Source organism: Arthrobacter jinronghuae (assembly GCF_025244825.1).
Classification (GTDB): domain Bacteria; phylum Actinomycetota; class Actinomycetes; order Actinomycetales; family Micrococcaceae; genus Arthrobacter_B; species Arthrobacter_B jinronghuae.
This window is the reverse complement of record NZ_CP104263.1, coordinates 2,398,569-2,424,667: the sequence shown is the minus strand read 5'-3', so window position 1 is coordinate 2,424,667 and position 26,099 is coordinate 2,398,569. Positions and strand designations below refer to the sequence as shown.

Below are 26,099 nucleotides of genomic sequence, written 5' to 3'. Positions count from 1 at the left end.
CCGGAGCGCTGGCCGCTACTACCGGCCGGCCTCCCGGGAAAGCCAGTTGCGGCCGCCGCGGTGCTGACCGCAGACGAGTTCCGTTCCCTCGGCCCGGCACCACGTCTGGTAGTCCGAGGAATACAGCCGCGACCCCAGCCACTTGTAGTCCGGCCCGATCTCCCGTTTCGGCGTGTAGGAAGCGAAGTTCGCGGCGTCGTCGGTACTGCCCGAACCGTCATAGCGGGCCACGGCGGGATACGGGTAGACGGGCCGGGTGCGCGAAACCGTCTCCGCGCCGTCGTCGGCAGTTTCGATTTTCGAAGCGATAATCGACGCCGGCGCCCGGCCGCTTTCCACCCAGGCCATCACCGGGGTCAGGACGTCAAAGCTGTCCGGTCCCTCGCCGCCGCTGCAGTGTTCGACGCCGGGGAACATAAAGAGCCTGGCGAAGTCGTTGACGGCATGTTTGCCCATGGTCCCGCGGACGGCGTCGTAGTAGGCCAACGTGGACTGCGGCGAAATGTGGTGGTCATTCCAGCCGTGCCACAGCAGCAGTTTGCCGCCGCTCCGCTTGAACGCTCCGAGGTCCGGATCCATGGCGGACATGTAGCTGGAGGACTGCATGGTTTCCCAGAAGGCCTCCTTGGTGAATTCGAGATCAGTCAGCTCGAAGTCCGGCCGGGGGTTGTTCGGATCGGCCAGATAGCGCAGGTAAGACAGGGCGAATTGCTCACTGGACACCGGATCGCCCTGAGCCACGGGAACAAAGAGCGTCCACGCCAGTTCCGAGCCCCACTCGTGCGAGATTTCCGGTTCCAACCGCCTGCCCTTGTCGTCTACGGCCCCGTCATGCAGCTTCCGGACCACATCGGCCTCGGCAGCGGACAGGCAGGCTGCGGGATCCTGTCCGGCTGCGCAGATGAGCGACGCCGGGTCGAAGCCGCAGGCGCGCGGGTCGTCGAGGACGCCGTCGGCCAGACCGTCCAACGTATCGCAGGCCGTCAGGACCGCGTCGTGGATCAGCGGCAGTTTCCCGGCGAGCAGGATGTCGTTGCCGTCGGCGTCCTTGTTGGCGAGGACATTCCAGGCGTGGTGATAGGTGTTCTGCACGGCCATATTGTTCGCCGGGGCGCCGGCTGCAATCCCGTCGAAGTCGTCCGGGAAGCGCTGCGCCTCCATCAGTGCCTCCCGTCCGCCGTCCGAGCATCCCGTGAAATAGGAGTAGGCGGGGGAGCGGCCGTAGAACTTCGTGATCAGCGCCTTCGCCGTCAGGGCGGTGACGTGTACACCGCGGTAGGCGAAGTCGATCTGCGCCTGTGGATTGCCTGCCGCCCAGGACCCGTCATTCTGCCCTTGGTGTCCCATGTCGGTGGTGGCGCTGGCAACGGTGCCGTCCTCCACCACCGGGCATTCCGCCGCCTGGCCGTAGTTGATGCTGGCGTTGCCACAGAGACCGCCGCAGCCGGTCTGCAGGTAGCGCTGGGTCCATCCCTCCAGCGGCAGCTGGACCACTATCGTGTTGGCCGGCGCGATGGTGCCCCGGACCTCGCAGTAGGGGTTCGGAGTGTTTTCGCTGACGACGACGGCGGAGGTGATGGTCACTTCTGCTCCGGCCGCACGGCGCAGGTCCACTCCGGTAACGTCGCCGCAGGACATGACGGGCGCGACCGCCGGCAGCACCCGGAGCCCTTCCGCTGTGACGGCTGGCGGAGGTGCGGGCCTGCGGTGGTCAGCCGCGGCGCCCGGCACGGGGGAGAGGGACACCGCAAGCACGGCCAGGAAGCACAGGAAGGCGCTAAGCCCCGGCCGCCGCTTCGTACGTTCGGAGTGAGGGTGCTGCGGGGAAAGGAAAAGCGAGTGAGTGGTGGATCCGGATCGGTGCATCAGGTCTCCTTTGACGTAGAGGCCTCCCCCAAGACCGTGGCAACGCTGCCACGGGCCGCACGGTACCAATATTGTTGACGATCCGTAACAGCTGTTCGCCGACATTGACGGTGTGCGGGCCGGTTGGAGATTCCCGAAGGCAAAAAGAAAAACCCCGTCCGCCAGGCGCAATGCCTGGTCAGACGGGGTTTTCGTTGGTGCACCCCCCGGGACTTGAACCCGGAACCCATTGATTAAGAGTCAATTGCTCTGCCAATTGAGCTAGAGGTGCGCACTTTGTTGGAAGGAAGACCTTCGCCGTGAGGCGCGGTTCGTTCTCCGCAACGACATGAAACATTACCACGTGGGAACAGTGTCCGTGAAATCCGGCCTGCAGGGCTGTCCCGGCCGGCCCCGGGCAACAAAAAACCCCGCCCGGCCAGGCGTGGAGCCTGATCGGACGGGGTAGTTGGTGCACCCCCCGGGACTTGAACCCGGAACCCATTGATTAAGAGTCAATTGCTCTGCCAATTGAGCTAGAGGTGCGTATTCGAGGTGATGGAAACCGGCGGCATTTCTTCCGCAGTCCGCATCAGCAACGACATGAAACACTACCAGCAGTTCCGCCGGAGAACGAAATCCCGGCGGCTTTTGTGCCCCTTCTCACGTTGCGTTCCGCTCCGGCGTCCCGCCTGGATGGGGGAGGACCACCAATTCGCCCGGATTCCCGTCCCAGGCACCGCTGCTGTCCACCACCCACGTCCGGGCGGGCAGGTTCGACGCCGGGTCCCCGGTGGTCACTGTAGTAACGGCATCGCCGGGAACCGGAGTAACCGGCAGGTCCGGGTCCGGCACGCCGGCGGTGTCGATACCCGCAGCGGTCCTCACCGCACCGTGGACCAGCATCCGATCCACCGTCCAGGCGGCCCAGGCAGCCGCGACGGACCCAACCCCGAGGGCTGTGAAGAGAAAAGATTTCCGGGCCACAACGGCCTCCTTTGATCGTCGGAAGGCACGTTTTTCACGTTACGGCCGGCACCTGCCGCTGTCCATAGCGAAGGACCCCGGCCACCGTCCCGCTCCCGCAGTGACACCCGTTACGCTGGCTGGCATGGCCGACACTGAATCCCGCAATGTCCCGGTGCGCACCCTGACCGTGCCCACGCCCGAACTTCTCGAAGCCCTGCAGCCGCTGCCCGACGGCATGAAGGCCGCCGTCTGGGACCTGGTCGGTGAGCCCGAGGGGGTGGCGTACGGAGAGATCGATGCGGTGGTGCTTCCCTACGCCAACGGATCCGACTACGCAGACGCGCTGGACCGGGTGCCTGACCTGCTGCTCCTGCAGGCGCAGTCGACGGGCTACGACGGACTGCCCGATCTGGTCGGCGAGGGGACAGCCATCGCCAGCGCCGCGGGCGTCCATGCTGCCGCGACGGCCGAGATGGCCCTTACCCTGATCCTGTCCGCGCAGCGGGGGATCGATACCGCGCTCAGCGCCCAGCATGAGGGCCGGTGGGAATCGATCCGGTATCCGGGGCTGGCGGACCGCCGCGTGCTCCTCGTGGGGGTCGGCGGCATCGGCCGGGAGATTGCCGCACGGCTACACCCGTTCGACGTCGAACTCACCCGGGTGGGCAGCACCGCCCGGACGGATGACGACGGCGCCGTGCACGGTACGGACGAGCTGGCCGAACTGGCGGCCACGGCCGAGATCCTGGTGGTCATCACGCCGCTGAACGAGCAGACCCGCCACCTCATCGACGCCCGCGTGCTCGCTGCCCTGCCGGACGGGGCGCTGGTAGTCAATGTTGCCCGCGGTGCCGTGGTGGACAGTGAGGCCCTCACCAAGGAAGTGGTGTCCGGCCGGCTGCGGGCCGCTCTTGACGTCTTCGACCCGGAACCCCTGCCGGCGGAGCATCCGCTGCGGCAGGCGCCGGGGGCAATCATCACTCCTCACTGGGGCGGAAACACCGCCGCGTTCGAGCCCCGGATCAAGGCCCTGCTGCGCAAGCAGGTGCAGCGGCTGGCAGCAGGAAAGGAACCGCTGAACCTCGTCCGCCCCGGCCCGTGGGGGTAGGCGGACCTGTGTCAGGCCAGTTCCAGGTAGGAGTCCACGAAGGAGCGGAAATCTTCCCAGTCGGCGGACTGCTCCAGCAGGCGCTCGCCCGCTGAAGCCGTGGCCGGCAGAGCAGCCTGCGCTTCCACGGCAAACTGGAAGACCCGCCCGGTGCTCGTGCCCACCTCGTACGCGTCCGTGTCCAGCTCGTCGGTGTGGCTGAGATTGGTGGTGTTCACCGAAGTGGGCGCTTCCAGCCCGGCGAGGGTATCGACGTCGAACGGAGCGAACACAACCTCCGCCGGACGCCACCGGTAGCCCAGCACATAAAAACCCGTTTCTCCGTCGAGCCCCGGCGTGGCCAGCACCAGGTTGTAGTCACCGTAATTGGGAATCTGGGATTCGAAGACCCGGCGCAGCACCCGCTTCAGCTGGTCACTGGCGGGGGTTCCTGGGTCTGCAGTATCCGTGTCTGCAGTATGTACGCCCGGATCCGTGGACCCTGTATCCGATGTCATACCCCCAGTCTATGAACACCGTCCCCCTATTCGGGAAGCCCGTACGGGCCCCTGCCTCTGATCTTCATCTGCCGTTCACAGGCCGTAACAACAGTTGCCAATGTCCGTCACAGAGCCCACCCCGGCGGGCTTAGGTCCTACGATCTACCCATGAGCGTGGACAACACACCGGACATCAAACCCCGCAGCCGAGTCGTTACGGACGGCATACACGCGGCACCTGCCCGCGGTATGTTCCGTGCCATAGGCATGGGCGACGACGACTTCGCCAAGCCGCAGATCGGCGTCGCCAGTTCCTGGAACGAGATCACTCCCTGCAACCTTTCCCTGAACCGCCTCGCCACCGGCGCCAAGGAAGGCATCCATGCGGGCGGCGGCTTTCCCATGCAGTTCGGCACCATTTCCGTCTCGGACGGTATTTCCATGGGCCACGAAGGCATGCACTTCTCCCTGGTGTCCCGCGAGGTCATAGCGGACTCGGTGGAAACGGTGATGATGGCCGAACGCCTGGACGGCTCCGTGCTGCTTGCCGGCTGCGACAAGTCCCTGCCCGGCATGCTGATGGCCGCAGCACGGCTGGACCTTTCCAGCGTCTTCCTCTACGCCGGCTCGATCATGCCCGGCTTCGCCAAGATGGAGGACGGCAGCGAGCGGGAAGTCACCCTGATTGACGCCTTCGAAGCAGTGGGTGCCTGCGCCGCAGGCAAGATGAGCCTGAAGGACCTCGACTCCATTGAACGGGCCATCTGTCCCGGTGAAGGTGCCTGCGGCGGGATGTACACCGCCAACACCATGGCCTGCATCGGCGAGGCACTGGGCATGTCCCTTCCCGGTTCGGCCGCGCCGCCCTCCGCGGACCGGCGCCGCGACGAGTTTGCCCGCAAGTCCGGCGAAGCAGTGGTCAACCTGCTGCGCAAGGGCATCACCGCCCGCGACATCATGACCAAGAAAGCCTTCGAAAACGCCATCGCCGTCACCATGGCCTTCGGCGGCTCGACCAACGCCGTGCTGCACCTGCTGGCCATCGCCCGCGAAGCGGAAGTGGACCTCACCCTCGAGGACTTCAACCGGATCGGCGACACCATTCCGCACCTGGGCGACCTGAAGCCGTTCGGCCGGTACGTCATGTTCGACGTCGACAAGATCGGCGGCGTGCCCGTGATCATGAAGGCACTGCTCGACGCCGGCCTGATCCACGGCGACTGCCTCACGGTCACGGGCAAGACCGTCGCGGAGAACCTCGCGGCCATAAACCCGCCGGATCCGGACGGGAAAGTCCTGCGAGCCATGGACAACCCCATCCACAAGACCGGCGGCATCACCGTCCTGAAGGGGTCCATGGCTCCGGAAGGCGCCGTGGTCAAGAGCGCAGGGTTCGACGCCGACGTGTTCGAAGGCACCGCACGCGTCTTCGAGCGTGAACAGGGTGCCCTTGACGCCTTGAATGCCGGAGAAATCCACGCCGGCGACGTCGTCGTCATCCGCTACGAGGGCCCCAAGGGCGGACCGGGCATGCGCGAAATGCTCGCCATCACCGGCGCCATCAAGGGTGCGGGCCTGGGCAAGGATGTCCTGCTGCTGACCGACGGCCGCTTCTCCGGCGGCACCACGGGCCTGTGCATCGGCCATGTGGCACCCGAAGCGGTCGACGGCGGCCCCATCGCCTTCGTGAAGGACGGCGACCGGATCCGGGTGGACATTGCTGCCCGCAGCTTCGACCTGCTGGTGGACCCGGACGAGCTCGAAGCCCGCAAGGTCGGCTGGCAGCCGCTGCCCGGGAAGTTCACCAAGGGTGTCCTGGCCAAGTACGCCAAGATGGTGAACTCCGCGTCCACGGGGGCCTACTGCGGTTGAAACCCTGCCCCAAGCGGAAGGCATCGGAGTGCCTTCCGCTTGGGGCACGCTAGGTCCAGATAGTGAGACGGACGTCTCATATGATTGACACCCCCGTAGGGGAACGCAAGACTGAACGGTATGCAGATCGTACCCGTCGTCCTTATCAAGCGCGTGGCGTAACAGCCCGACTTGTCTAAGACGTCACGCGCGAACCCCTACGGAGCCAACAGGCACGAGGGGTTTTTTTATTGGCATCGCCAGTTTTGGCTTCGCTGAACACAGAAGCCGTACCGGGCACAACCCGGGACGGCCGTCGCATGACCGCATTGACCATGGATTAGCATCCGCAAAGGAAGTTCCGATGAGTAAGGGATCGCCAATCAGCCCTTCGCTGATGGCCTCGAAGGCAAATGCCGCTGCACGCGCCGCGGCAGCCAAGACCAAAGACGTAGCCAGTTCCGTGTCTGCGCATCCGGAAGCCGCGGATGAGCGCATCCAGGGGCCCAACAACACTGTTCCGCCCACCGAGATGACCGGTTCCCAGGCCATCGTCCGTTCGCTCGAGGAACTCGGCGTCGACGAAGTCTTCGGACTGCCTGGCGGCGCCATCCTGCCCACCTATGACCCGCTCATGGATTCCACGAAGATCCGGCACATCCTGGTCCGCCACGAACAGGGCGCCGGTCACGCGGCCGAAGGCTACGCCATGGTGACCGGACGCGCCGGCGTCTGCATCGTGACGTCCGGCCCCGGGGCCACCAACCTCGTCACCGCCATTGCCGACGCGCACATGGACTCGGTTCCGATGGTCGCCATCACCGGGCAGGTCTCCAGCGCGTTCATCGGCTCCGACGCCTTCCAGGAAGCCGACATCGTGGGCATCACGATGCCCATCACCAAGCACTCCTACCTGGTGACGGACGCGGCCGATATTCCCCGCGTGCTGGCCGAAGCCTTCCACATTGCGACGTCGGGCCGTCCCGGTCCGGTCCTCGTGGACATTGCCAAGGATGCGCAGCAGGCGAAAACCACCTTCTCCTGGCCGCCGAAGATCGATCTGCAGGGCTACCGGACGGTGGTCCGGGGACATTCCAAGCAGGTGCGCGAGGCTGCCCGCCTGATTGCCGCCTCGCAGCGGCCCGTGTTCTACGTGGGCGGCGGTGTGCTCAAGGCCAACGCCTCGGCAGAGCTGCTCGAACTGGCCGAACTGGTGGGCGCCCCGGTGGTCACCACCTTGATGGCCCGCGGCGTTTTCCCCGATTCACACGAACTGCACGTCGGCATGCCGGGGATGCACGGGTCGGTTTCGGCCGTGACCGCCCTGCAGCAGTCGGACCTGCTGATCACCCTCGGCGCCCGCTTCGATGACCGGGTCACCGGGGTGCTGAGCTCCTTCGCACCCGGTGCCAAGGTCATCCATGCGGACATCGACCCGGCAGAGATCTCCAAGAACCGGCCGGCGGATGTGCCGATCGTCGGCTCGGTGAAGGAAATCATCCCCGAACTGGCCGACGCCGTGCGCGGACAGTTCGAAACCGCGAAACCCGACATCTCGGCCTGGTGGGCCGTGCTGGACCGGCTGCGCGAAACCTACCCGATCGGTTACACCACTCCCGAAGACGGACTGATTGCCCCGCAGAAAGTCATCGAACGCATCGGTGCGATGACCGGCCCCGAAGGCGTCTATGTGGCCGGCGTGGGCCAGCACCAGATGTGGTCCGCGCAGTTCATCAAGTACGAGCGCCCCCGGGCATGGCTGAACTCCGGCGGCCTGGGCACCATGGGCTATTCGGTGCCGGCAGCCATGGGCGCGAAGGTGGGCGCACCGGACCGGGTGGTCTGGGCCATCGACGGCGACGGCTGCTTCCAGATGACCAACCAGGAACTGGCCACCTGCCTGATCAACAACATCCCGATCAAGGTCGCCATCATCAACAACTCCTCCCTGGGCATGGTCCGGCAGTGGCAGACCCTCTTCTACGAGTCCCGCTACTCCAACACGGACCTGAACACCGGGCATGACACCGTGCGGATCCCGGACTTCGTCAAGCTGGCCGAGGCGTACGGCTGCGTGGGCCTGCGCTGCGAACGCGACGAGGATATCGACGCGACCATCGCGCAGGCGCTGGAGATCAATGACCGCCCCGTCGTGATTGACTTCGTGGTCAGCCGCGACTCGATGGTGTGGCCGATGGTCCCCACCGGGGTCAGCAATGACCTGATCCAGATTGCCCGCAACATGACTCCCACCTGGGAAGAGGAGGACTAGGAGATGGCCCGCCACACCCTTTCCGTGCTGGTAGAAGATGTTCCCGGCGTGCTGACCCGGGTCGCCTCGTTGTTCGCCCGCCGGGCATTCAACATCAATTCCCTCGCCGTGGGCCCGTCGGAGGTGCCGGGCATGTCCCGCATCACCGTGGTGGTCGACGCCGAAGGTGACCTGCTCGAGCAGGTCACCAAACAGCTGAACAAGCTCATCAACGTCATCAAGATTGTCGAGCTGGTTCCAGATTCTTCCGTGCAGCGGGACCACATCCTGGTCAAGGTCCGCGCGGATGCCGCAACCCGGCTGCAGGTAACCCAGGCAGCCGAGCTGTTCCGCGCCTCGATAGTGGACGTCTCCACCGACTCGCTCATCGTCGAGGCAACAGGCACCGCCGACAAGCTCAACGCACTGCTCTCGGTGCTCGAGCCCTTCGGCATCCGCGAAATAGTCCAATCCGGAACCCTCGCCGTTGCACGCGGCTCAAAATCCATGAGCGACCGCGCGCTGCGCAGCGCCTGAGTTCCACCACAGACCCTTGTCCTTAGAAACCAGTAGGAGATAACCAAAGTGACTGACATGTATTACGACGACGACGCTGACCTGTCGATCATCCAGGGCCGTACCGTCGCCGTCATCGGCTACGGAAGCCAGGGCCACGCCCACGCCCTCAGCCTGCGCGACTCCGGTGTGGACGTCCGCGTGGGCCTCAAGGAAGGTTCCGCCTCGCGTGCCAAGGCCGAGGCCGAGGGCCTGCGCGTGCTGAACGTGGCGGACGCCGTCGCCGAAGCGGACCTGATCATGGTGCTTACGCCTGACCAGGTGCAGCGGTTCGTCTACGCGGAGGAAATCGCCCCGAACCTGCAGGCCGGCGACGCCCTGTTCTTCGGCCACGGCTTCAACATCCGCTACGGCTACATCCAGCCGCCGGCCGACGTCGACGTCGCGCTCGTGGCACCCAAGGGCCCGGGCCACATTGTGCGCCGCGAATTCGAAGCCGGACGCGGCGTCCCGGACCTGATCGCCGTCGAGCAGAACCCCTCCGGAACCGCCAAGGAACTGGCCCTGTCCTACGCCAAGGCCATCGGCGGCACCCGAGCCGGTGTCATCGAAACCACCTTCACCGAAGAAACGGAAACGGACCTCTTCGGCGAGCAGGCAGTGCTCTGCGGCGGCGCGTCGCAGCTGATCCAGTACGGCTTCGAAACCCTGACCGAGGCCGGCTACCAGCCGGAGGTCGCGTACTTCGAGGTGCTGCACGAACTGAAGCTGATTGTGGACCTGATGGTGGAAGGCGGCATCGCCAAGCAGCGCTGGAGCGTCTCCGACACAGCCGAATACGGCGACTACGTCTCCGGCCCGCGTGTCATCGACGAGCACGTGAAGGAAAACATGAAGGCCGTCCTCGCGGACATCCAGAACGGTGCCTTCGCCAAGCGCTTCATCGATGACCAGGACGCCGGCGCTCCCGAGTTCAAGGCCCTGCGCAAGAAGGGCGAGGACCACCCCATCGAATCCACCGGCCGCGAACTGCGCAAGCTCTTCTCCTGGATCAAGAACGACGACGATTACACCGAGGGTTCGGTAGCCCGCTAGCCCTGCGCGCTAAGCTCGAAAAGCAGGCCAAATCGGCAAGGAGGCCGGGCCCCACGGGTCCGGCCTCCTGCGTGAAAACCCAGCAACTCTTCCAGTGCAAAGAAATATTCCAAGTGTAAAGAGGTCACCGGTGTCTGCCACCAAACCAGTCGTACTCCTTGCGGAGGAACTCTCGCCCGCCACCGTCGAGGCCCTGGGCCCCGATTTCGACATCCGGACCACCGACGGCGCCGACCGCTCCCAGCTCCTGTCCGCGATTGCCGACGTCGACGCCATCCTCGTGCGTTCCGCCACGCAGGTGGACGCCGAGGCGATCGCCGCCGCCAGGAACCTCAAGGTGATTGCCCGGGCGGGCGTGGGCCTGGACAACGTGGATATCAAGGCCGCCACGCAGGCCGGCGTGATGGTGGTCAACGCGCCGACGTCGAACATCATCTCTGCGGCGGAACTTACGGTGGGGCACATCGTGTCCCTGGCCCGGAACATCCCTCAGGCCAGCGCCGCCCTGAAGAACGGCGAGTGGAAGCGTTCCAAGTACAGCGGCACCGAACTGTTCGAAAAGAAGATCGGCATCATCGGACTGGGCCGTATCGGCGCACTGGTGGCCGCCCGGATGCAGGGTTTCGGCACCGAGATCCTCGCCTATGACCCGTATGTCACCTCCGCACGTGCCGCCCAGCTGAATGTCCGGCTGGTGTCCCTCGACGAACTGCTCGCCGAGTCCGACTTCGTCACCATCCACATGCCCAAGACCCCCGAAACCCTGGGCATGCTCGGCGCCGAGGCATTCGAAAAGATGAAGGACACCGCCTACGTGGTGAACGTGGCGCGCGGCGGCCTCGTGGATGAAGCAGCCCTGTTCGAGGCACTGCAGGCAGGAAAGATCGCCGGCGCCGGCGTCGACGTGTTCGTCAAGGAACCCAGCACCGACCTGCCCTTCTTCGCGCTGGACAACGTGGTGGTCACCCCGCACCTGGGCGCCTCCACCGCCGAAGCGCAGGAAAAGGCCGGCATCTCGGTGGCGAAGTCCGTCCGTCTGGCGTTGGCCGGAGAACTGGTGCCCGACGCCGTGAACGTGGCCGGCGGAGTCATCGCCGAAGACGTCCGCCCGGGCATCCCGCTGATCGAAAAGCTCGGCCGGATCTTCACCGCCCTGGCCTCGGATTCCGTGACCGCCATCGACATCGAAGTAGCCGGAGAAATCGCTGCCCTCGATGTGAAGGCACTGGAACTGGCGGCGCTGAAGGGCATCTTCACCGATATCGTGTCCGAGCAGGTTTCCTACGTGAACGCTCCGGTCCTCGCCGAACAGCGCGGCATCGAGGTCCGGTTGCTGACCACCCCGGACGTGGACGACTACCGCAACCTGCTGACCATCCGCGGCGCCCTGTCCGACGGCACCCGGCTGGAAGTGGCCGGCACACTTACCGGCCCCAAGCAGATCCAGAAGCTCGTGGGCGTGAACGGGTACGACCTCGAAATCCCCATCAGCGAGCACCTGGTGGTGCTGCTCTACCAGGACCGTCCCGGCGTCATCGGCGCACTGGGCCGGGTGCTGGGGGAGAAGGACATCAACATTGCCGGCATGCAGGTGGCCCGCAACTCCGAGGGCGGCCAGGCCCTGTCCCTGCTGACCGTGGATTCCTCCGTGCCGCAGGATGTGCTGGAAGCACTGAAACTCGAAATCGGCGCCACCGTGGCCCGCGAGGTGGACCTGCAGGACTAGCAGCACCTCGCAGTCCGCAGGGCAACGCAGTTTAGCGGGAAGGCCGGTCCCGAACGGGGCCGGCCTTCTGGCTATGCTGAGTGCCATGTCACAGTCCCCTGGGGAGCAGCCAACGCCACCCCGCGAACGGCCCTGGACCACGGCCGCCCTGCTGCTGGTGGGAATCGGCTCCTATGCGGCCGTCTTCCTCAACACGCAGTTCATTTGGCCGCTGGACGACGAAGGCGCAATTGTCCTGGTCAACCGGATGGTTTTCGCCCTGGTAGTGGTCCTGACCGGGCTGATGGTTTTTGCGCCTGCCCGGCCGCCTGCCGCCGGAATCCGGCTGACGGTTTATCTGGCTCCGCTTGGCCTGCTGCTGTGGCTTGTCCCGGCACAGACCGGCTCTATGGAATTGGTGGCGGCGCTGCTGCCGCCCTGGGCCTTGTTGACCGCGCTCTACGGGGTTCCAGGCGGACTTCCGAAGGGATGGAAATTCGTCCTGGTCTGTCTTGGAACAGGTGCGGCGGGGTATTTGCTGATCGCCACGGTCTGGTTCAACGAACTGGTGTGGGTTATGCCCTTACTGCCCCTGGGGCTCCTGCTCTTGCGCCGCTACCGGGAGTGCAGGCTCAGGATGGCGGTGGAGATTTTCCTTGCGGTGCTTCTGGCTGCGTGCATCGGGGCCGAGTTCGTCATCCTGCCGCAGGGGGATTCCTGGGTGCCTTACCGCAGCCTCGTCGGTACGGCGTGCACCATTAGCCTTTTCTACACCCTCGTCCTTCTGGGCCTGGCCCGCCGTACCGGCGCCGAAGCGACAAGTCCCGCTAAAACAGGGTAATTTTCTTATGTGACTTCTTCCGATTCCAAGACCCCGTTCTACATCACCACGGCCATCTCCTACCCCAACGGCGAACCACACATCGGTCACGCCTACGAGCACATCGCCACGGACGCCATGGCCCGCTTCAAGCGGCTGGACGGCTACGACGTGTTCTTCATGACGGGCACGGACGAGCACGGCCTGAAGATGCAGCAGTCCGCGGACAAGGAAGGCGTTACCGCCAAGGAACTCGCGGACCGCAACTCCGCCGCCTTCAAGCAGATGGAAGCGGACATGGGCACTTCCTATGACCGGTTCATCCGCACCACCGATGCGGACCACTACGCCGCGGCCCAGGCCATCTGGAAGCGGATGGAGGACAACGGGGACATCTACCTCTCCAAGTACTCCGGCTGGTACTCCGTCCGGGACGAGGCCTACTACAGCGAAGACGAAACCGAGGTCCGCGAGGACGGCGTCCGCTACTCCAAGGAAACGGACACCGAGGTGACCTGGACGGAGGAGGAGAGCTACTTCTTCCGCCTCTCCGCCTACCAGGACCGGCTGCTGGACCTGTACGAGTCGCAGCCGGAGTTCGCTGCGCCGCGCTCGCGGTTCAACGAAGTCATCAGCTTCGTCAAGGGCGGCCTGGAAGACCTCTCCATCTCCCGCACTACCTTTGACTGGGGCGTCCCGGTTCCCGGCAACCCGGACCACGTGATGTACGTGTGGGTGGACGCGCTGACCAACTACCTCACCGGCGTCGGCTTCCCCGATACGGACAGTGAAGCCTTTAAGAAGTACTGGCCCGCCGATGTACACGTGATCGGCAAGGACATCTCCCGCTTCCACGCCATCTTCTGGCCGGCATTCCTGATGTCCGCGAAGCTGGAGCTGCCCAAGCGCATCATGATCCACGGCTTCCTGCACAACAAGGGCGTCAAGATGTCCAAGTCGCTGGGCAACGTGGTGGCACCGAAGGCCTGGGCCGAGCAGTACGGCCTGGACTCGGTCCGGTTCTTCCTGCTGCGCGAGGTGCCCTTCGGCGCGGACGGCTCGTACAACCACGACGCCGTCGTCGGCCGGATGAACTCCGACCTCGCCAACAACCTGGGCAACCTGGCCCAGCGCTCACTGTCCATGGTGGCCAAGAACTGCGGTGCAGCGGTACCGCAGCCCGGGGCGTTCACCCCTGAGGACACTGCGCTGCTGGAAGCGGCCGGGAACCTGCTGCAGGTTTCCCGTGAGGCCTACGACGTCCAGGATTTCCACGGTGCACTGGAAGCCACGTGGAAGGTCCTCGGCGACACCAACGCCTACTTCGCCGATCAGGCACCCTGGGTGCTGCGGAAGACCGACGTCGAGCGCATGAACACCGTGCTCTACGTGACCCTCGAGGTGCTGCGCATCGTGGCGATCCTGATCCAGCCGGTGATGCCGGGCAGCGCGGCTAAGCTGCTCACGGTCCTGGGCCAGGACGACGACGCCGCCCGGCAGTTCAGTGCGATCGCCGCGCCGCTGGTGCCGGGCACCGAGCTGCCGGCTCCGACGCCCATCTTCCCGAAGTACGAGGAGCCGGCCGAATAGGCTGCGACAGCAAAACACCCCCGGCAGGTTGCCGGGGGTGTTCTTGTTCTACTGAGCAGGTCAGATGGACTCGGCGGAGCCGAGGAACCGCTGCGCGGCCGTCTGCTCCATTACGGCGGCTACGTCTTCCTGCTGCCGGCGGGCCGTTTCCGTAAGTTCCTGCAGGCGGGCCGTGTTGAACCGGTGGTCCTTGGCCGAAAGCACCAGCAGGGTCCGCCACAGGGATTCCTTCATCCGCACCAGCGACTGCAGGGACTCCAGCTCCAGCTGTCCCGTGGCGCCGCCGCCGGTGCTGAGCGGATTCAGCGGACCCAGCTTGCCGGCCGCGGCTCCGACCATGGCCGCAGCCGCCTTCACCTTGCTGCGCGAATAGCCCAGCGCGTGGATCAGGGATTCCAGTTCGTCGCGTTCATCCGAAATTTCTTCCGCGAGCCGCGCGAAGGTTTCCTCATAGGGCGACCCCTCCCAGGTGCGCTGGGCGGCGGTGAAAAGACGGACGCCCGTCTCTGCCCCGACCAGATGGTCGTCAAGGTAGGCCGCCAGTGATTCGTGTTCCGTCTGGGACTGCTGCATGTGCTCTCCTCACGTTGTCCGGATGCATCTCGTGGTGGCGGCTGAAATCAGCCTGCTTAGTAATTCATCCTGTTCAGTATCCTTGCAGATCGGCGCCCGGACCGCGAGGACCTAGTCCGCTGCCAGCCCGGCCACGGGGGAGAGCCGTGCCGCGCGGCGGGCAGGCAGCACCGAGGCAGCGAGTCCGGCCAGGAGCGCTACGGCCAGGACGGCGAGCAGCTGCAGCCAGGGCAGCGACAACGCCACGGTGGTAAAGGAACCCAGCGCGGATTCCGCTCCCAGCCAGCCGTACAGCGAGCCCAGGATGCTGCCCATCAGGGCAGCCACCCCGGCAATCAGCAAGGCTTCCAGTGCAAGCATGCCGCGCAGCTGTCCCCGGGTCAGGCCCAATGCGCGCAGCAGTGAAGACTCGCGGGTGCGTTCCAGTACAGACAGGGAGAGGGTGTTGGCCACGCCCACCAAGGCAATCACCACTGCCACTCCCAGCAGCCCGGTGACCACCATCAGCAGGACATTGATGACCTGCTCAAAAGCCCCCCGCTCAATGGCCGAACCCGAGACGGCGTAGTCGTCCACGTCCACCGCCGCGGCGAGATCGGTGCGCAGATCCATCAACTCGTTGGTATTCAGGCCGTCAACCACTGACAGCCACAGCTGCGGCTGCGGGGGATACATGTCTTCTGCCGCGGCCGGCATACCGCCCAGGGTTTCGGCAGTGGAGGTGCTGATCAGCGGACGCAGTTGGCTGCTTCTCGACACCACCACCTTCAGCTCGACGGTCTTGGATGCCCCCTGAACCGTAAGGGTTTTCTCCGTGGTTCCCTGCGGCATCAGGATAACGCCGGCCTCCAGCGCAAGGGTGGAATCCTGCAGTACCTTCGCGGCGTCGGCAGGGTCGAGGGCATACACACCGTCAGGTCCGTATTCCGTCTCGGTCATGCCGGCCGTAGGCACCAGCACCGCTTCCTGCACGCCCTGCACGGCACGTGCAGCTTCTGCGTCTGCGGAAGTGAAAGGCGACTCATCGGTGGGCCCGTCGATGCTGACGTCCACCGGGTACTCTGCGGCCAGCACGTCGTCCAAGGAGGTCCGGACGGTTGCAGCGCCGGTCATCATCATGGTCACCAGGGTGACGCCGATCAGCAGGGCGGAGGAGGTTGCGGAGGTGCGCTGGGGGTTGCGGACGGCGTTGAGCGCCGCCAGTTTGCCCGGCACACCCAACGGCGCAGCGATCCTGCCGACGGTGCGTACCAGGGACGGAACAAAGAGGGTGGCGCACATGAGCACACCTACGAAGCTGAGCATGCCGCCGGGCAGGGCAATCAGCAGGTTGCCTTTCACTGCTCCGAAGGCCAGCAGCGCGGCGCCGCCGGCGAGCAAGACCATGCCGATACCCAGGCGCACCCGGCCGCGCCGGGTCCCGGCGCGGACGTCGTCGGCCGGGCGCAGGGCTGCCAAGGGTGCAACGGCTGTGGCGGCGCGTGCCGGAACCAGCGAGGCCAGGACTGTCAGGGCGATGCCGACACCCAGTCCGGCGACGACGGACAGCGGGGAGACCGCCAGCGTTGCGAAGCCGCTCTCCGGAATGTTCTTCAGGTAGGCAATAATGCCGCCAACAAGTGCAACGGCTGCGAGGACTCCGGCAACTGAGGCCACGATGCCCACGATCAGCGCTTCCACAATGACGGAGCGGCGGATCTGCGAGCGGGCGGCGCCGATGCACCGGAGGAGGGCGAGTTCGCGGGTGCGCTGGGCCACCAGCACCGAGAAGGTATTGGAGACCACCAGGGCGCAGACCAGCAGGGCCACGGCAGCGAAGGCCAGCAGGATGGTGGTGAGGATATCGTCCCCACCGGTCATGGAAGCAACCATTTCGTCTGTCTGCTCCTGCGCGGTGCGGACGTACACACCCTCCATACCGCTCACGTCCTGCTGCAGTGCCGCGCGGACGTCCTCAACTGCGGCATCTTCGGCAACTGCCACCTGAATACTCCTGAAACCGGACTCCGGCTCGGCGAACCCTGCCACCGTGGCAGAGGTTGAATACAGCTGCGGAGTGCCCAGGGCCCGTGGATCCTTGGACGGGGACACCAAAGCCGTGACCGTCAGCTCGGCCGTATGCTGCTCACCTGTCGGGTCATCGATAAAGGCGGTGAGGGGCAGTACCGATCCCTCGGCCAGCTCGTGGCGTTCCGCGGTGTCCTTGTCCACGGCCACTTCGTTGTCCGCAGCGGGCAGCGTGCCCTGCAGCACTTCCACGGGGAAGAGGCCGGCGTAGTCGGAGGTGTTGCTTAGCTCAGCGAAATTGCTGTCCCGGTCCTCGCCGAAGGTGACGAACGCCTGCCGGGCGGCGTAGACGCCGTCCACGCCGGGGGTGTCGCGGACCAAGGCCGCGGTGTCTTCGTCCAATACGGCCGCATCCGCGCTGTACATATCGCTGGTGACGAGCAGATCGGCGTTCCGGTACGCCTCGCCGACGCTCTGCGTCAGTGAGGCCTTGGACGAGGAATTGATGATGAGGGTGGCGGTGAGGAAGCCGACGGCAATCAGCACCGCCAGGGAAACGGCGATAAACCGCCGGGCATTGAGGCGCACCTGCGCCAGGGCTACCTGCAGCATGCCTATGCCCCCAGCTGGGTGAGGGCGGCGAGCACGGACTCGGGGGTGGGCTGCGCCAGTTCCCCGACGAGCTCGCCGTCGTTCATCAGGACCACGCGGTCCGCATAGGAAGCGGCCACGGGGTCGTGCGTGACCATGATGATGCTCTGGCCGAACTCTTTGGTGGAGCGTCGAAGGAGCGAGAGTACTTCGGCACCGGACTTGGAATCCAGGTTGCCGGTGGGCTCGTCGCCGAAGAGCACATGCGGGCGGGTCAACAGGGCACGGGCCACAGCCACGCGCTGCTGCTGTCCGCCGGAAAGCTCATGGGGACGGTGCCGAAGCCGGTCCCGGAGCCCCAGGGTCTCCGTGATGAAGTCCAGCCATTCTCGGTCCACCGTGCCGTTGGCCAGGGATACCGGCAGCGTAATGTTCTGCTCCGCAGTCAGCGTGGGCACCAGGTTGAAGGACTGGAAAACGAATCCCACGCTGTCGCGGCGCAGGCGGGTCAGATCGGCGTCCTTCAGCCCGGTGATTTCGGTGCCGCCTATCCAGATACGGCCCGAGTCCGCGGTGTCCAGGCCTGCCAGGCAGTGCATCAGGGTGGATTTGCCGGATCCCGAGGGACCCATGATGGCGGTGAAGGTGCCGGTCTCGAAGCTTACGTCCACATCCTTCAGGGCGTGGACGCGGGTGTCACCGGTTCCGTAGGTCTTGTTCAGGAGCTGGGCGGCGGATGCGAGACGCGGTTTTCCGGCGCCCGCCGCAGGGGAATGCTGTGCAAGTGATGTCATACCGCCACAGTATTGCCGGGGTGGATGCGGTTACATCGGAGGGCAGGCGGGTCCTTTTCCTCCGTGTCTCATCCCGTGGGTGGAAGCGGCCCGGCCAGCCGGTAGGACTCGCGGAGCAGCTCGGACAGTTCATCCGGAGGCAGGTGCTCCAGCCTCGCCAGGAGGAGCAAGGGGGACCGGTCGTGGTGCGGCGTCCAATAGAAGAGGTCCGGCTGCAGGGCTGCCAGCGCTTCACGTTCGGCGCTTTTGACCGTCAGGACGTCTTCCTCCCACATCCGGGCCATCAACGTCCGGGCGAACCAGGCCGGCTGCTTCCAGCTGAGGCGTTCTGTCACGCCGGGGAGGGAGAGGCAGATGGAGCGGACGTCGTCTACCGTGACCATCTCCCTAGGGTGCGACGATCCCCGTCTCGTAGGCAATGACCACTGCCTGTACCCGGTCCCGGGCCTCCAGCTTGGCCAGGATATGGCCCACATGGGTTTTCACGGTGGCCTCGGACAGGTACAGCTTCGCCGCGATTTCCGGATTGGACAGGCCCTGCGCAATCAGGGTGAACACCTCGTGTTCGCGCCGGGTCAGGGAGGCGACGGCGTCGGCATGCCGGCTGCCCGGGGCACCGGCCGTACGCAGCAGGGGAGCAACGTGGTCCAGCAGGCGGCGCGTGGTGGACGGTGCAATGACGGCGTCCCCGCGGTACACGGTCCGGACGGCCTCCAAAAGCTCCTCGGGCGGTGCGTCCTTCAGCAGGAAACCGCTGGCCCCCGCCTGGATGGCGGTGAGGGCGTATTCGTCCAGGTCGAAGGTGGTCAGGACTACGACCTTCGGTCCGCCGCCGTTGTTTGAGTCCAGAATCCGGGAAGTGGCTTCGATGCCGTCCATCCCGGGCATACGCACGTCCATCAGTACGACGTCGGCGGACACGGCTGCCAGCGCGGCCAGGGCCTCGCGCCCGTTACCGGCTTCGGCAACAACCTTGAGGTCCGGCTGGGAATTGATCAGCATCCGGAAACCGCCGCGCACCAGCTGCTGGTCGTCCACGAGGAGTACCCGGATGGGGGCTGCGGGCTGGGTGGACGGGTCGGACGCTGCCGTCCAGGGGGAATCCGGCACTGGTGCTAAGCCTCCGTGTAGGGAATGAATGCTTCAACGCGGAATCCTCCGCCGGCCGCAGGGGCGGCCTTCAACGTTCCATCGTAGAGGGACAGCCGCTCGGCCATGCCCTTGATGCCCTGCCCGGCGCCGTCGTCGTTTAGGGCCGACGCCGCGCCCAGCCCGTCGTCGAGGACGCCCACTTCCAGTCCGGTAGGAGTCCAGTGCAGGGCTATCTTCGCGCTCGCCTTCGGTCCTGCGTGTTTGAGTACGTTCGTGAGGGATTCCTGGATCACGCGGTAGGCGGTCAGCTCCGCGCCGGGAGGCAAGGAGCGCCGCGGCGTTCCCGTGATGCTGAGGGCGGTGTCCAGTCCGCCCCGTTTGACGGATTCCAGCAGTTCCTCGATGTCGGCGAGGGACGGGAGGGGGCGGGTGGAAGCGGCTTCGTCGCCTCGCAATACGCCAAGCAGGCGGCGCATCTCCCGCAGGGAACTTCGGCCGGTTTCGGCAATGACGCCCAGTGTCTTCGGTGCGATCTCCGGGTCCTCGGCGCTCGCATACCGGGCACCGTCGGCCTGGGTGATGATCACGGAGAGCGAGTGCGCCACGATGTCGTGCATTTCGCGCGCGATGTGGCTGCGTTCATCGGCGGCGGCGAGCTGCCGTTCCTGTTCGCGTTCCACTTCCAGCCGATGCGCGCGGTCCTGGAGCGCCTGCACGGCCAGCCGCCGGGTGCGGGTCAGGTCACCGAACGTCCAAGCCACCAGGACCACCGCTTCGATGGCGACAAGGTCGAGTGCATTGATCATCGGATCACGCAGGACGGGCTCGGGGAAAAGGAAATAGCGGAAAATAAAGAGTGCCCCACCGACGACGGCCAGGGCCAGCCCGGCCAGGCTCGCCCAGCGCGGGGCGAAGGCGGCCAGGGAGTACACGGTAACGAGCACAAAGATGTCAGCGGGCAGGCCGGTGACCGGTACGAGGAACAGCTGGAGGATGCAGGCAGCAGCCTGGACGGCAGCTGCCGCCACCGGGTGGCTGCGGCGCCAGCCCAAGGCCATGCAGATGACCGCAGACAGGAAGAATTCGACGTATTGCCCTCTTCCCGTCAGCAGGAAGGGGACGGCGAAGATGAGGGTGGCAGCGATTGCCTGCCAGAAATTCACTTTCCCGGGGTTCGCCTGTAGCCAGGCATAGAGTCGTCGGTGCACGAGCATGGAAACCAACTGTAGGGGTGTTCGGGCGTCAGCGCGTCATACTGGGGGCTGAACTCCCGGGGTGCTGCGCGGGTGTCCACGATGCGGGACGGGTTGCCCGGTATCTGGACCGGTTTCCTAGGATGGGCAGCATGAGTGAAGAAACACCCCGAACCATTTCCCTGGCCGTCATCCCCGGAGACGGGATTGGGCCCGAAGTCACCGCCGAAGCAGTAAAAGTGCTGCTGGCAGTCACCGGCGGCAGCCCCGTCCGGTTCGAGCTGACGGAATACCCGCTGGGAGCCGAGCACTGGCTGGAAACCGGGGAGACGCTTCCGGAGCACACCCTGCAAGCACTCAAGGAACACGATGCCATCCTGTTCGGTGCAGTGGGGGCTGCACCGGGGGACACGCTCGTCCCGTCCGGGCTGATTGAACGCGAACTGCTGCTGAAGCTGCGGTTCAGCTTGGACCACTACGTCAACCTTCGGCCGTCCCGCCTGTATCCGGGTGTGCACAGCCCGCTCGCTGCCCCCGGCAACGTCGACTTTATTGTGGTGCGCGAAGGTACCGAAGGTCCCTACGCCGGCAACGGGGGAGTGCTGCGGGAAGGAACCCCGCAGGAAATCGCCACCGAGGTATCCCTGAACACCGCCTACGGCGTGGAACGGGTCGTCCGCGATGCCTTCCAGCGGGCCGCCGCCCGGCCGCGCCGTCACCTCACCCTGGTACACAAGCACAACGTGCTGGTGAACGCCGGCAGGCTCTGGAAGCGCACGGTGGAGAAGGTGGCGCACGAGTTCCCCGAGGTCACCCACGACTATCTGCACGTAGACGCCGCCACCATTTTCATGGTGAGCGATCCGTCACGGTTCGACGTGATTGTCACCGACAACCTGTTCGGCGACATCATCACGGACCTGGCGGCTGCAATCACCGGCGGTATCGGCCTGGCGGCCTCAGGCAACATCAACATGGACCGCACCTTCCCGTCCATGTTCGAGCCGGTCCACGGGTCCGCACCCGATATTGCCGGTCAGCAAAAGGCTGATCCCACCGCAGCCATCCTCTCGGCGGCCCTGCTGCTGCAGCACCTGGGCTTTGACGATGAAGCAGCCAAGGTGGAGCGGGCAGTGGAAAAGGATCTTTCCGGGCGGGACGGAACGCGGCGTACCACCGCCGAGGTCGGCGATGCCATCGCCGCCGCGGTGTCATAAGCTCGTTGATAGCCAATAAGCAGTCGTAGAACGGGTTTTTGCCGTTCACAGTGGAGGAATCATGACCGTCAGCGCACTGGAATTTTCCCAGGAGCTTTCCACCCATCCCAAGCCCGCCGCCGAGCGTGCAGCCATCCTGGCAAACCCCGGGTTCGGCGACTACTTCACCGACCACACCGCCGTCATTGACTGGAAGGCGGGGGAATCCGGTGAGCAGGAGTGGCAGAACGCGCGCATTGAGCCTTACGGTCCCATCTCCATTGACCCTGCCGCCGGCGTGCTGCACTACGGCCAGGAGATTTTCGAGGGACTGAAGGTTTACCGCCATGCAGACGGTTCAGTGGTGAGTTTCCGGCCGGAAGCCAATGCGGCCCGCCTGAACCTTTCCGCCCGCCGGCTTGCCCTGCCGGAATTGCCCGAGGAACTCTTCCTGGAGTCCATCCGCCAGCTGGTGGCACTGGACAAGGACTGGATCCCCGACGGTGAAGGCGCTGCGCTGTACCTGCGCCCGTTCATGATTGCCACCGAGCCCTTCCTCGGCGTGCGTCCTGCGCGTGAGGTGTCCTACCGCGTCATCGCTTCCCCGGCCGGCAACTACTTCGGCGGGGAACTGAAGCCCGTATCCATCTGGCTCTCCACCAAGTACGCCCGCGCAGGCCGCGGCGGCACCGGGGAAGCCAAGTGCGGCGGTAACTACGCGGCGTCGCTCATTGCCCAGATGGAAGGCGAAGCGAACGGTTGCAAGCAGGTGCTGTTCCTGGATGAATTCAATGACAACGCCGTTGAAGAACTGGGCGGCATGAACGTCTTCTTCGTCTTCAAGGACGGCCGCCTGGTCACGCCGGCCCTGTCCGGCACCATCCTGCACGGCATTACCCGCTCGTCCGTTCTGCAGCTGGGCCGCGACCGCGGCATGGACGTCCAGGAACGCAAGATCACCTTGGACGAATGGCGCGAGGGCATTGCCTCAGGCGACATCACCGAAGTGTTCGCGTGCGGCACGGCCGCCGTCATCACACCCATCGGGCAGCTTAAGTCGGAGAACGAGGTCATCGGCTCCGCTGATGCCAAGCCCGGAGAAGTGACCATGTCCATCCGCGAGCAGCTGCTCGGCATCCAGACCGGCACCGTGGAGGATACCCACGGCTGGCTCACACGTCTGGCCTAGGAAAACCATGCCCATGCTTCCGGAATCCGGAGTAGTCCGCAGCAGTGACCTGACCCGTGTAAGGCTGGCGCCGAACCCGGGTCCCATGTCGCTGGACGGCACCAACAGCTACGTTGTGGCTGCCCCCGGATCCGGAAGCACGGTGGTGGTGGACCCTGGTCCCCAGGACGAAGGGCACCTGCGGGCCCTCGCCGATGCCGGAACCGTGGAGCTGGTGCTCATCACCCACCGGCACCCCGACCACACGGAGGCCAGCAGACGGTTCGCCGAACTGACCGGAGCTCCGGTGCGGGCGTTTGATCCCGCTTTCTGCGTCTCAGGCAAACCGTTGGCAGCTGATGAAGAGATCTCTGCCGCAGGCGTGGACATCCGGGTCCTTGCAACTCCAGGCCACACGTCGGATTCGGTGTGCTTCTGGCTTCCCGACGACGGCGCCAACGGTTCCGTCCTGACGGGGGACACCATCCTGGGGCGGGGGACTACCGTGCTGGACTACCCGGACGGAAACCTAGGCGATTATCTGGACACGCTGGATATGCTCTCTCTCCTTGGTCCGGCCATGGTCCTTCCCGGACACGGACCGGTTCAGGCGGACCTCAGTTCCCTGGTCCTGACCTACCGCGACCACCGCGAAGAGCGTCTGGAACAGATCCGGACAGCCCTGGAACAAGCCGGCCCGGATGCAGGTGCGGGGGAGATCGCTGACCTGGTCTACTCCGATGTGCCGGCGAACGTCCGCCGTGCAGCGGAACTTTCGGTGGCCGCCCAGCTTGCCTATCTGCGGAACGGCAGCTGACGAAGGCATCCGTCTATCGCCAGTCGCACAGTGGCTTCGGATGTGACGAGGAAAACCGCCTGCCGGGTTGCGTAGAGACTGCCGCCCGGTCCTAGAATGGATATATCGGCTGCAGGGCCGGGGACAGTAAAAGGGTCCCGAAGCCTGTGCGGCGGATCACTTCGATCCGGTTTGCAAGGACCGGAAGCGATGTGTAAAGTTGCATGAGTCGCCGCGGCCGGGACGCTGGAAAAGCGCCCGAGCATGGCGGCCAAACCCCAACAAAAACAGAGTCCAACCAGTGCGCGCCCTTTGCAGGGCCGGTGGGAAAGACTCCGTTGGATGCTGGGTCCGGAACGGCGGAAAACGCTTTTCACGGGGTCCCGACAAGGGAAACCGCGAATTGCAAATAACGCCGGAATGGAATAAGATATAAAACATTGCAGCGAAGAAGAAAAGGAAAACATTGTTTTCCCGAGTATTTTCGGATTGCGTCTGTTGTTTGAGAACTCAATAGTGTGCCAAGTTTATTGATACCAATTTATTTTGATTGGTTGAACAGGCCGTTCCGCCCACCCCGTGGGTAAGGGACGGTTTTTTTAGCCGGTTTCGAATTTAGTGCAGTGCCTGCAGCCAATTTTCCTTGGCTTCGGTGCTGTGTCTGTAACACATTTACGGAGAGTTTGATCCTGGCTCAGGATGAACGCTGGCGGCGTGCTTAACACATGCAAGTCGAACGATGACTTCTGTGCTTGCACAGAATGATTAGTGGCGAACGGGTGAGTAACACGTGAGTAACCTGCCCCTGACTTCGGGATAAGCCTGGGAAACCGGGTCTAATACCGGATACAACGGACCACCGCATGGCGGTCCGTGGAAAGCTTTATGCGGTTTTGGATGGACTCGCGGCCTATCAGCTTGTTGGTTGGGGTAATGGCCCACCAAGGCGACGACGGGTAGCCGGCCTGAGAGGGTGACCGGCCACACTGGGACTGAGACACGGCCCAGACTCCTACGGGAGGCAGCAGTGGGGAATATTGCACAATGGGCGGAAGCCTGATGCAGCGACGCCGCGTGAGGGACGAATGCCTTCGGGTTGTAAACCTCTTTCAGCAGGGAAGAAGCGAAAGTGACGGTACCTGCAGAAGAAGCGCCGGCTAACTACGTGCCAGCAGCCGCGGTAATACGTAGGGCGCAAGCGTTATCCGGAATTATTGGGCGTAAAGAGCTCGTAGGCGGTTTGTCGCGTCTGCTGTGAAAGCCCGGGGCTCAACCCCGGGTCTGCAGTGGGTACGGGCAGACTAGAGTGATGTAGGGGAGACTGGAATTCCTGGTGTAGCGGTGAAATGCGCAGATATCAGGAGGAACACCGATGGCGAAGGCAGGTCTCTGGGCATTAACTGACGCTGAGGAGCGAAAGCATGGGGAGCGAACAGGATTAGATACCCTGGTAGTCCATGCCGTAAACGTTGGGCACTAGGTGTGGGGGACATTCCACGTTTTCCGCGCCGTAGCTAACGCATTAAGTGCCCCGCCTGGGGAGTACGGCCGCAAGGCTAAAACTCAAAGGAATTGACGGGGGCCCGCACAAGCGGCGGAGCATGCGGATTAATTCGATGCAACGCGAAGAACCTTACCAAGGCTTGACATGAACCGGAAAGGCCTGGAAACAGGTCCCCCACTTGTGGCCGGTTTACAGGTGGTGCATGGTTGTCGTCAGCTCGTGTCGTGAGATGTTGGGTTAAGTCCCGCAACGAGCGCAACCCTCGTTCTATGTTGCCAGCGCGTTATGGCGGGGACTCATAGGAGACTGCCGGGGTCAACTCGGAGGAAGGTGGGGACGACGTCAAATCATCATGCCCCTTATGTCTTGGGCTTCACGCATGCTACAATGGCCGGTACAAAGGGTTGCGATACTGTGAGGTGGAGCTAATCCCAAAAAGCCGGTCTCAGTTCGGATTGAGGTCTGCAACTCGACCTCATGAAGTTGGAGTCGCTAGTAATCGCAGATCAGCAACGCTGCGGTGAATACGTTCCCGGGCCTTGTACACACCGCCCGTCAAGTCACGAAAGTTGGTAACACCCGAAGCCGGTGGCCTAACCCCTTGTGGGAGGGAGCCGTCGAAGGTGGGACCGGCGATTGGGACTAAGTCGTAACAAGGTAGCCGTACCGGAAGGTGCGGCTGGATCACCTCCTTTCTAAGGAGCACCTCGAAGACCATGTCCGTCCACAGTGTCGGATGTGTGCTTTGCAGGAGATGCCCATATCGGAGACATCTGTTCTCCGGTGGGTGCTCAAGGGTGGAATATCAATGAATAGGCGCTGGCATGCCGGCTGCGGGGATCAGTACGTTCCCTCCTTCGGGAGGGTTCCTGGAACATCCCGTGCAGTCCTGGTAGGTCCGGTTCGTCGTTTGGCACACTGTTGGGTCCTGAAGCAACAGGCACCCCGGTTCTTCC

At 64.5% G+C, this 26,099-nt stretch carries 20 protein-coding genes, 2 tRNA genes and 1 rRNA gene; 12 read left to right on the top strand and 11 right to left on the bottom strand.

Annotated elements, in window-relative coordinates:
* Positions 1-18: 18 nt before the first annotated feature.
* The 4 genes from N2K98_RS11395 to N2K98_RS11380 all read right to left on the bottom strand — a co-directional run bounded on the left by N2K98_RS11395 (position 19) and on the right by N2K98_RS11380 (position 2,832).
* Complete coding sequence (locus N2K98_RS11395) at positions 19-1,866, bottom strand: tannase/feruloyl esterase family alpha/beta hydrolase (RefSeq protein ID WP_255865247.1); 1,848 nt, start codon at positions 1,864-1,866, stop codon at positions 19-21.
* A gap of 195 nt (positions 1,867-2,061) precedes the next feature.
* A tRNA-Lys gene (locus tag N2K98_RS11390) sits at positions 2,062-2,137 on the bottom strand.
* A 178-nt stretch (positions 2,138-2,315) separates the two neighbouring features.
* Positions 2,316-2,391, bottom strand: a tRNA-Lys gene (locus tag N2K98_RS11385).
* A gap of 117 nt (positions 2,392-2,508) precedes the next feature.
* Positions 2,509-2,832, bottom strand: coding sequence for a hypothetical protein (locus tag N2K98_RS11380; RefSeq protein WP_255865248.1), 324 nt, complete (start codon positions 2,830-2,832; stop codon positions 2,509-2,511).
* A gap of 124 nt (positions 2,833-2,956) precedes the next feature.
* Here N2K98_RS11380 and N2K98_RS11375 point away from each other — a divergent pair, with 124 nt between their 5' ends.
* On the top strand, positions 2,957-3,922 hold the full coding sequence (locus tag N2K98_RS11375; protein ID WP_255865249.1) for a 2-hydroxyacid dehydrogenase: 966 nt from the start codon (positions 2,957-2,959) through the stop codon (positions 3,920-3,922).
* An 11-nt stretch (positions 3,923-3,933) separates the two neighbouring features.
* On the opposite strand, the gene N2K98_RS11370 is transcribed toward N2K98_RS11375, so the two are convergent.
* Positions 3,934-4,419, bottom strand: coding sequence for a hypothetical protein (locus N2K98_RS11370; protein ID WP_255797330.1), 486 nt, complete (start codon positions 4,417-4,419; stop codon positions 3,934-3,936).
* A 150-nt stretch (positions 4,420-4,569) separates the two neighbouring features.
* On the opposite strand from N2K98_RS11370, the gene ilvD reads away from it, so the two are divergent.
* The 7 genes from ilvD (at position 4,570) to metG (ending at position 14,229) form a co-directional block, all read left to right on the top strand.
* Positions 4,570-6,273: a dihydroxy-acid dehydratase gene (ilvD, locus tag N2K98_RS11365; protein ID WP_255797331.1), complete on the top strand. Its 1,704-nt coding sequence runs from the start codon at positions 4,570-4,572 to the stop codon at positions 6,271-6,273.
* A gap of 343 nt (positions 6,274-6,616) precedes the next feature.
* Positions 6,617-8,524, top strand: a complete 1,908-nt coding sequence (locus N2K98_RS11360) for an acetolactate synthase large subunit (RefSeq protein ID WP_255797332.1) — start codon at positions 6,617-6,619, stop codon at positions 8,522-8,524.
* A 3-nt stretch (positions 8,525-8,527) separates the two neighbouring features.
* Positions 8,528-9,040 carry an acetolactate synthase small subunit gene (gene ilvN / locus N2K98_RS11355; RefSeq protein WP_227918205.1) on the top strand — a complete coding sequence of 171 codons (513 nt, stop codon included), beginning with the start codon at positions 8,528-8,530 and terminating at the stop codon, positions 9,038-9,040.
* Positions 9,041-9,088: 48 nt separating this feature from the next.
* Entirely contained in the window at positions 9,089-10,114 is a 1,026-nt protein-coding gene (gene ilvC, locus N2K98_RS11350; protein ID WP_255797333.1) for a ketol-acid reductoisomerase, read from the top strand.
* Between the two features lie 130 nt (positions 10,115-10,244).
* Positions 10,245-11,840 carry a phosphoglycerate dehydrogenase gene (gene serA / locus N2K98_RS11345; protein WP_255797334.1) on the top strand — a complete coding sequence of 532 codons (1,596 nt, stop codon included), beginning with the start codon at positions 10,245-10,247 and terminating at the stop codon, positions 11,838-11,840.
* Between the two features lie 85 nt (positions 11,841-11,925).
* Positions 11,926-12,660, top strand: coding sequence for a hypothetical protein (locus N2K98_RS11340; protein ID WP_255865250.1), 735 nt, complete (start codon positions 11,926-11,928; stop codon positions 12,658-12,660).
* Positions 12,661-12,669: 9 nt separating this feature from the next.
* Positions 12,670-14,229: a methionine--tRNA ligase gene (gene metG, locus N2K98_RS11335; RefSeq protein ID WP_255797336.1), complete on the top strand. Its 1,560-nt coding sequence runs from the start codon at positions 12,670-12,672 to the stop codon at positions 14,227-14,229.
* Between the two features lie 60 nt (positions 14,230-14,289).
* Here metG and N2K98_RS11330 read toward each other — a convergent pair whose 3' ends face one another.
* The 6 genes from N2K98_RS11330 to N2K98_RS11305 form a co-directional block, all read right to left on the bottom strand.
* Positions 14,290-14,802 carry a hypothetical protein gene (locus N2K98_RS11330; protein ID WP_255797337.1) on the bottom strand — a complete coding sequence of 171 codons (513 nt, stop codon included), beginning with the start codon at positions 14,800-14,802 and terminating at the stop codon, positions 14,290-14,292.
* 111 nt (positions 14,803-14,913) lie between these two features.
* On the bottom strand, positions 14,914-17,421 hold the full coding sequence (locus N2K98_RS11325; protein ID WP_255865251.1) for an ABC transporter permease: 2,508 nt from the start codon (positions 17,419-17,421) through the stop codon (positions 14,914-14,916).
* A gap of 2 nt (positions 17,422-17,423) precedes the next feature.
* Positions 17,424-18,194 (bottom strand): ABC transporter ATP-binding protein, encoded by a 771-nt coding sequence (locus N2K98_RS11320; RefSeq protein WP_255865252.1) that lies wholly within the window; start codon positions 18,192-18,194, stop codon positions 17,424-17,426.
* A 68-nt stretch (positions 18,195-18,262) separates the two neighbouring features.
* A complete protein-coding gene (locus tag N2K98_RS11315; protein ID WP_255797340.1) occupies positions 18,263-18,577 on the bottom strand; it encodes an MmcQ/YjbR family DNA-binding protein in 315 nt (104 codons plus the stop codon).
* Between the two features lie 4 nt (positions 18,578-18,581).
* Positions 18,582-19,304, bottom strand: coding sequence for a response regulator (locus tag N2K98_RS11310; RefSeq protein ID WP_255797341.1), 723 nt, complete (start codon positions 19,302-19,304; stop codon positions 18,582-18,584).
* 5 nt (positions 19,305-19,309) lie between these two features.
* Complete coding sequence (locus tag N2K98_RS11305) at positions 19,310-20,500, bottom strand: sensor histidine kinase (protein WP_255797342.1); 1,191 nt, start codon at positions 20,498-20,500, stop codon at positions 19,310-19,312.
* Between the two features lie 131 nt (positions 20,501-20,631).
* Here N2K98_RS11305 and N2K98_RS11300 point away from each other — a divergent pair, with 131 nt between their 5' ends.
* The 4 genes from N2K98_RS11300 to N2K98_RS11285 all read left to right on the top strand — a co-directional run bounded on the left by N2K98_RS11300 (position 20,632) and on the right by N2K98_RS11285 (position 25,838).
* A complete protein-coding gene (locus tag N2K98_RS11300; protein ID WP_255865253.1) occupies positions 20,632-21,696 on the top strand; it encodes a 3-isopropylmalate dehydrogenase in 1,065 nt (354 codons plus the stop codon).
* A gap of 61 nt (positions 21,697-21,757) precedes the next feature.
* Entirely contained in the window at positions 21,758-22,864 is a 1,107-nt protein-coding gene (locus N2K98_RS11295) for a branched-chain amino acid aminotransferase (protein ID WP_255797344.1), read from the top strand.
* 7 nt (positions 22,865-22,871) lie between these two features.
* On the top strand, positions 22,872-23,660 hold the full coding sequence (locus N2K98_RS11290) for an MBL fold metallo-hydrolase (protein WP_407079984.1): 789 nt from the start codon (positions 22,872-22,874) through the stop codon (positions 23,658-23,660).
* Between the two features lie 650 nt (positions 23,661-24,310).
* Positions 24,311-25,838, top strand: a 16S ribosomal RNA gene (locus N2K98_RS11285).
* Positions 25,839-26,099: the final 261 nt, after the last annotated feature.

Coding starts and splice junctions, on each gene's coding strand:
- N2K98_RS11375 (WP_255865249.1), top strand. CDS start 2,957: ATGGCCGACACTGAATCCCGCAATGTCCCGGTGCGCACCCTGACCGTG.
- ilvN (WP_227918205.1), top strand. CDS start 8,528: ATGGCCCGCCACACCCTTTCCGTGCTGGTAGAAGATGTTCCCGGCGTG.
- N2K98_RS11290 (WP_407079984.1), top strand. CDS start 22,872: ATGCCCATGCTTCCGGAATCCGGAGTAGTCCGCAGCAGTGACCTGACC.
- N2K98_RS11320 (WP_255865252.1), bottom strand. CDS start 18,194: ATGACATCACTTGCACAGCATTCCCCTGCGGCGGGCGCCGGAAAACCG.
- N2K98_RS11315 (WP_255797340.1), bottom strand. CDS start 18,577: ATGGTCACGGTAGACGACGTCCGCTCCATCTGCCTCTCCCTCCCCGGC.
- ilvD (WP_255797331.1), top strand. CDS start 4,570: ATGAGCGTGGACAACACACCGGACATCAAACCCCGCAGCCGAGTCGTT.
- N2K98_RS11295 (WP_255797344.1), top strand. CDS start 21,758: ATGACCGTCAGCGCACTGGAATTTTCCCAGGAGCTTTCCACCCATCCC.
- N2K98_RS11370 (WP_255797330.1), bottom strand. CDS start 4,419: ATGACATCGGATACAGGGTCCACGGATCCGGGCGTACATACTGCAGAC.
- N2K98_RS11330 (WP_255797337.1), bottom strand. CDS start 14,802: ATGCAGCAGTCCCAGACGGAACACGAATCACTGGCGGCCTACCTTGAC.
- N2K98_RS11300 (WP_255865253.1), top strand. CDS start 20,632: ATGAGTGAAGAAACACCCCGAACCATTTCCCTGGCCGTCATCCCCGGA.
- N2K98_RS11360 (WP_255797332.1), top strand. CDS start 6,617: ATGAGTAAGGGATCGCCAATCAGCCCTTCGCTGATGGCCTCGAAGGCA.
- N2K98_RS11325 (WP_255865251.1), bottom strand. CDS start 17,421: ATGCTGCAGGTAGCCCTGGCGCAGGTGCGCCTCAATGCCCGGCGGTTT.
- N2K98_RS11395 (WP_255865247.1), bottom strand. CDS start 1,866: ATGCACCGATCCGGATCCACCACTCACTCGCTTTTCCTTTCCCCGCAG.
- N2K98_RS11305 (WP_255797342.1), bottom strand. CDS start 20,500: ATGCTCGTGCACCGACGACTCTATGCCTGGCTACAGGCGAACCCCGGG.
- N2K98_RS11340 (WP_255865250.1), top strand. CDS start 11,926: ATGTCACAGTCCCCTGGGGAGCAGCCAACGCCACCCCGCGAACGGCCC.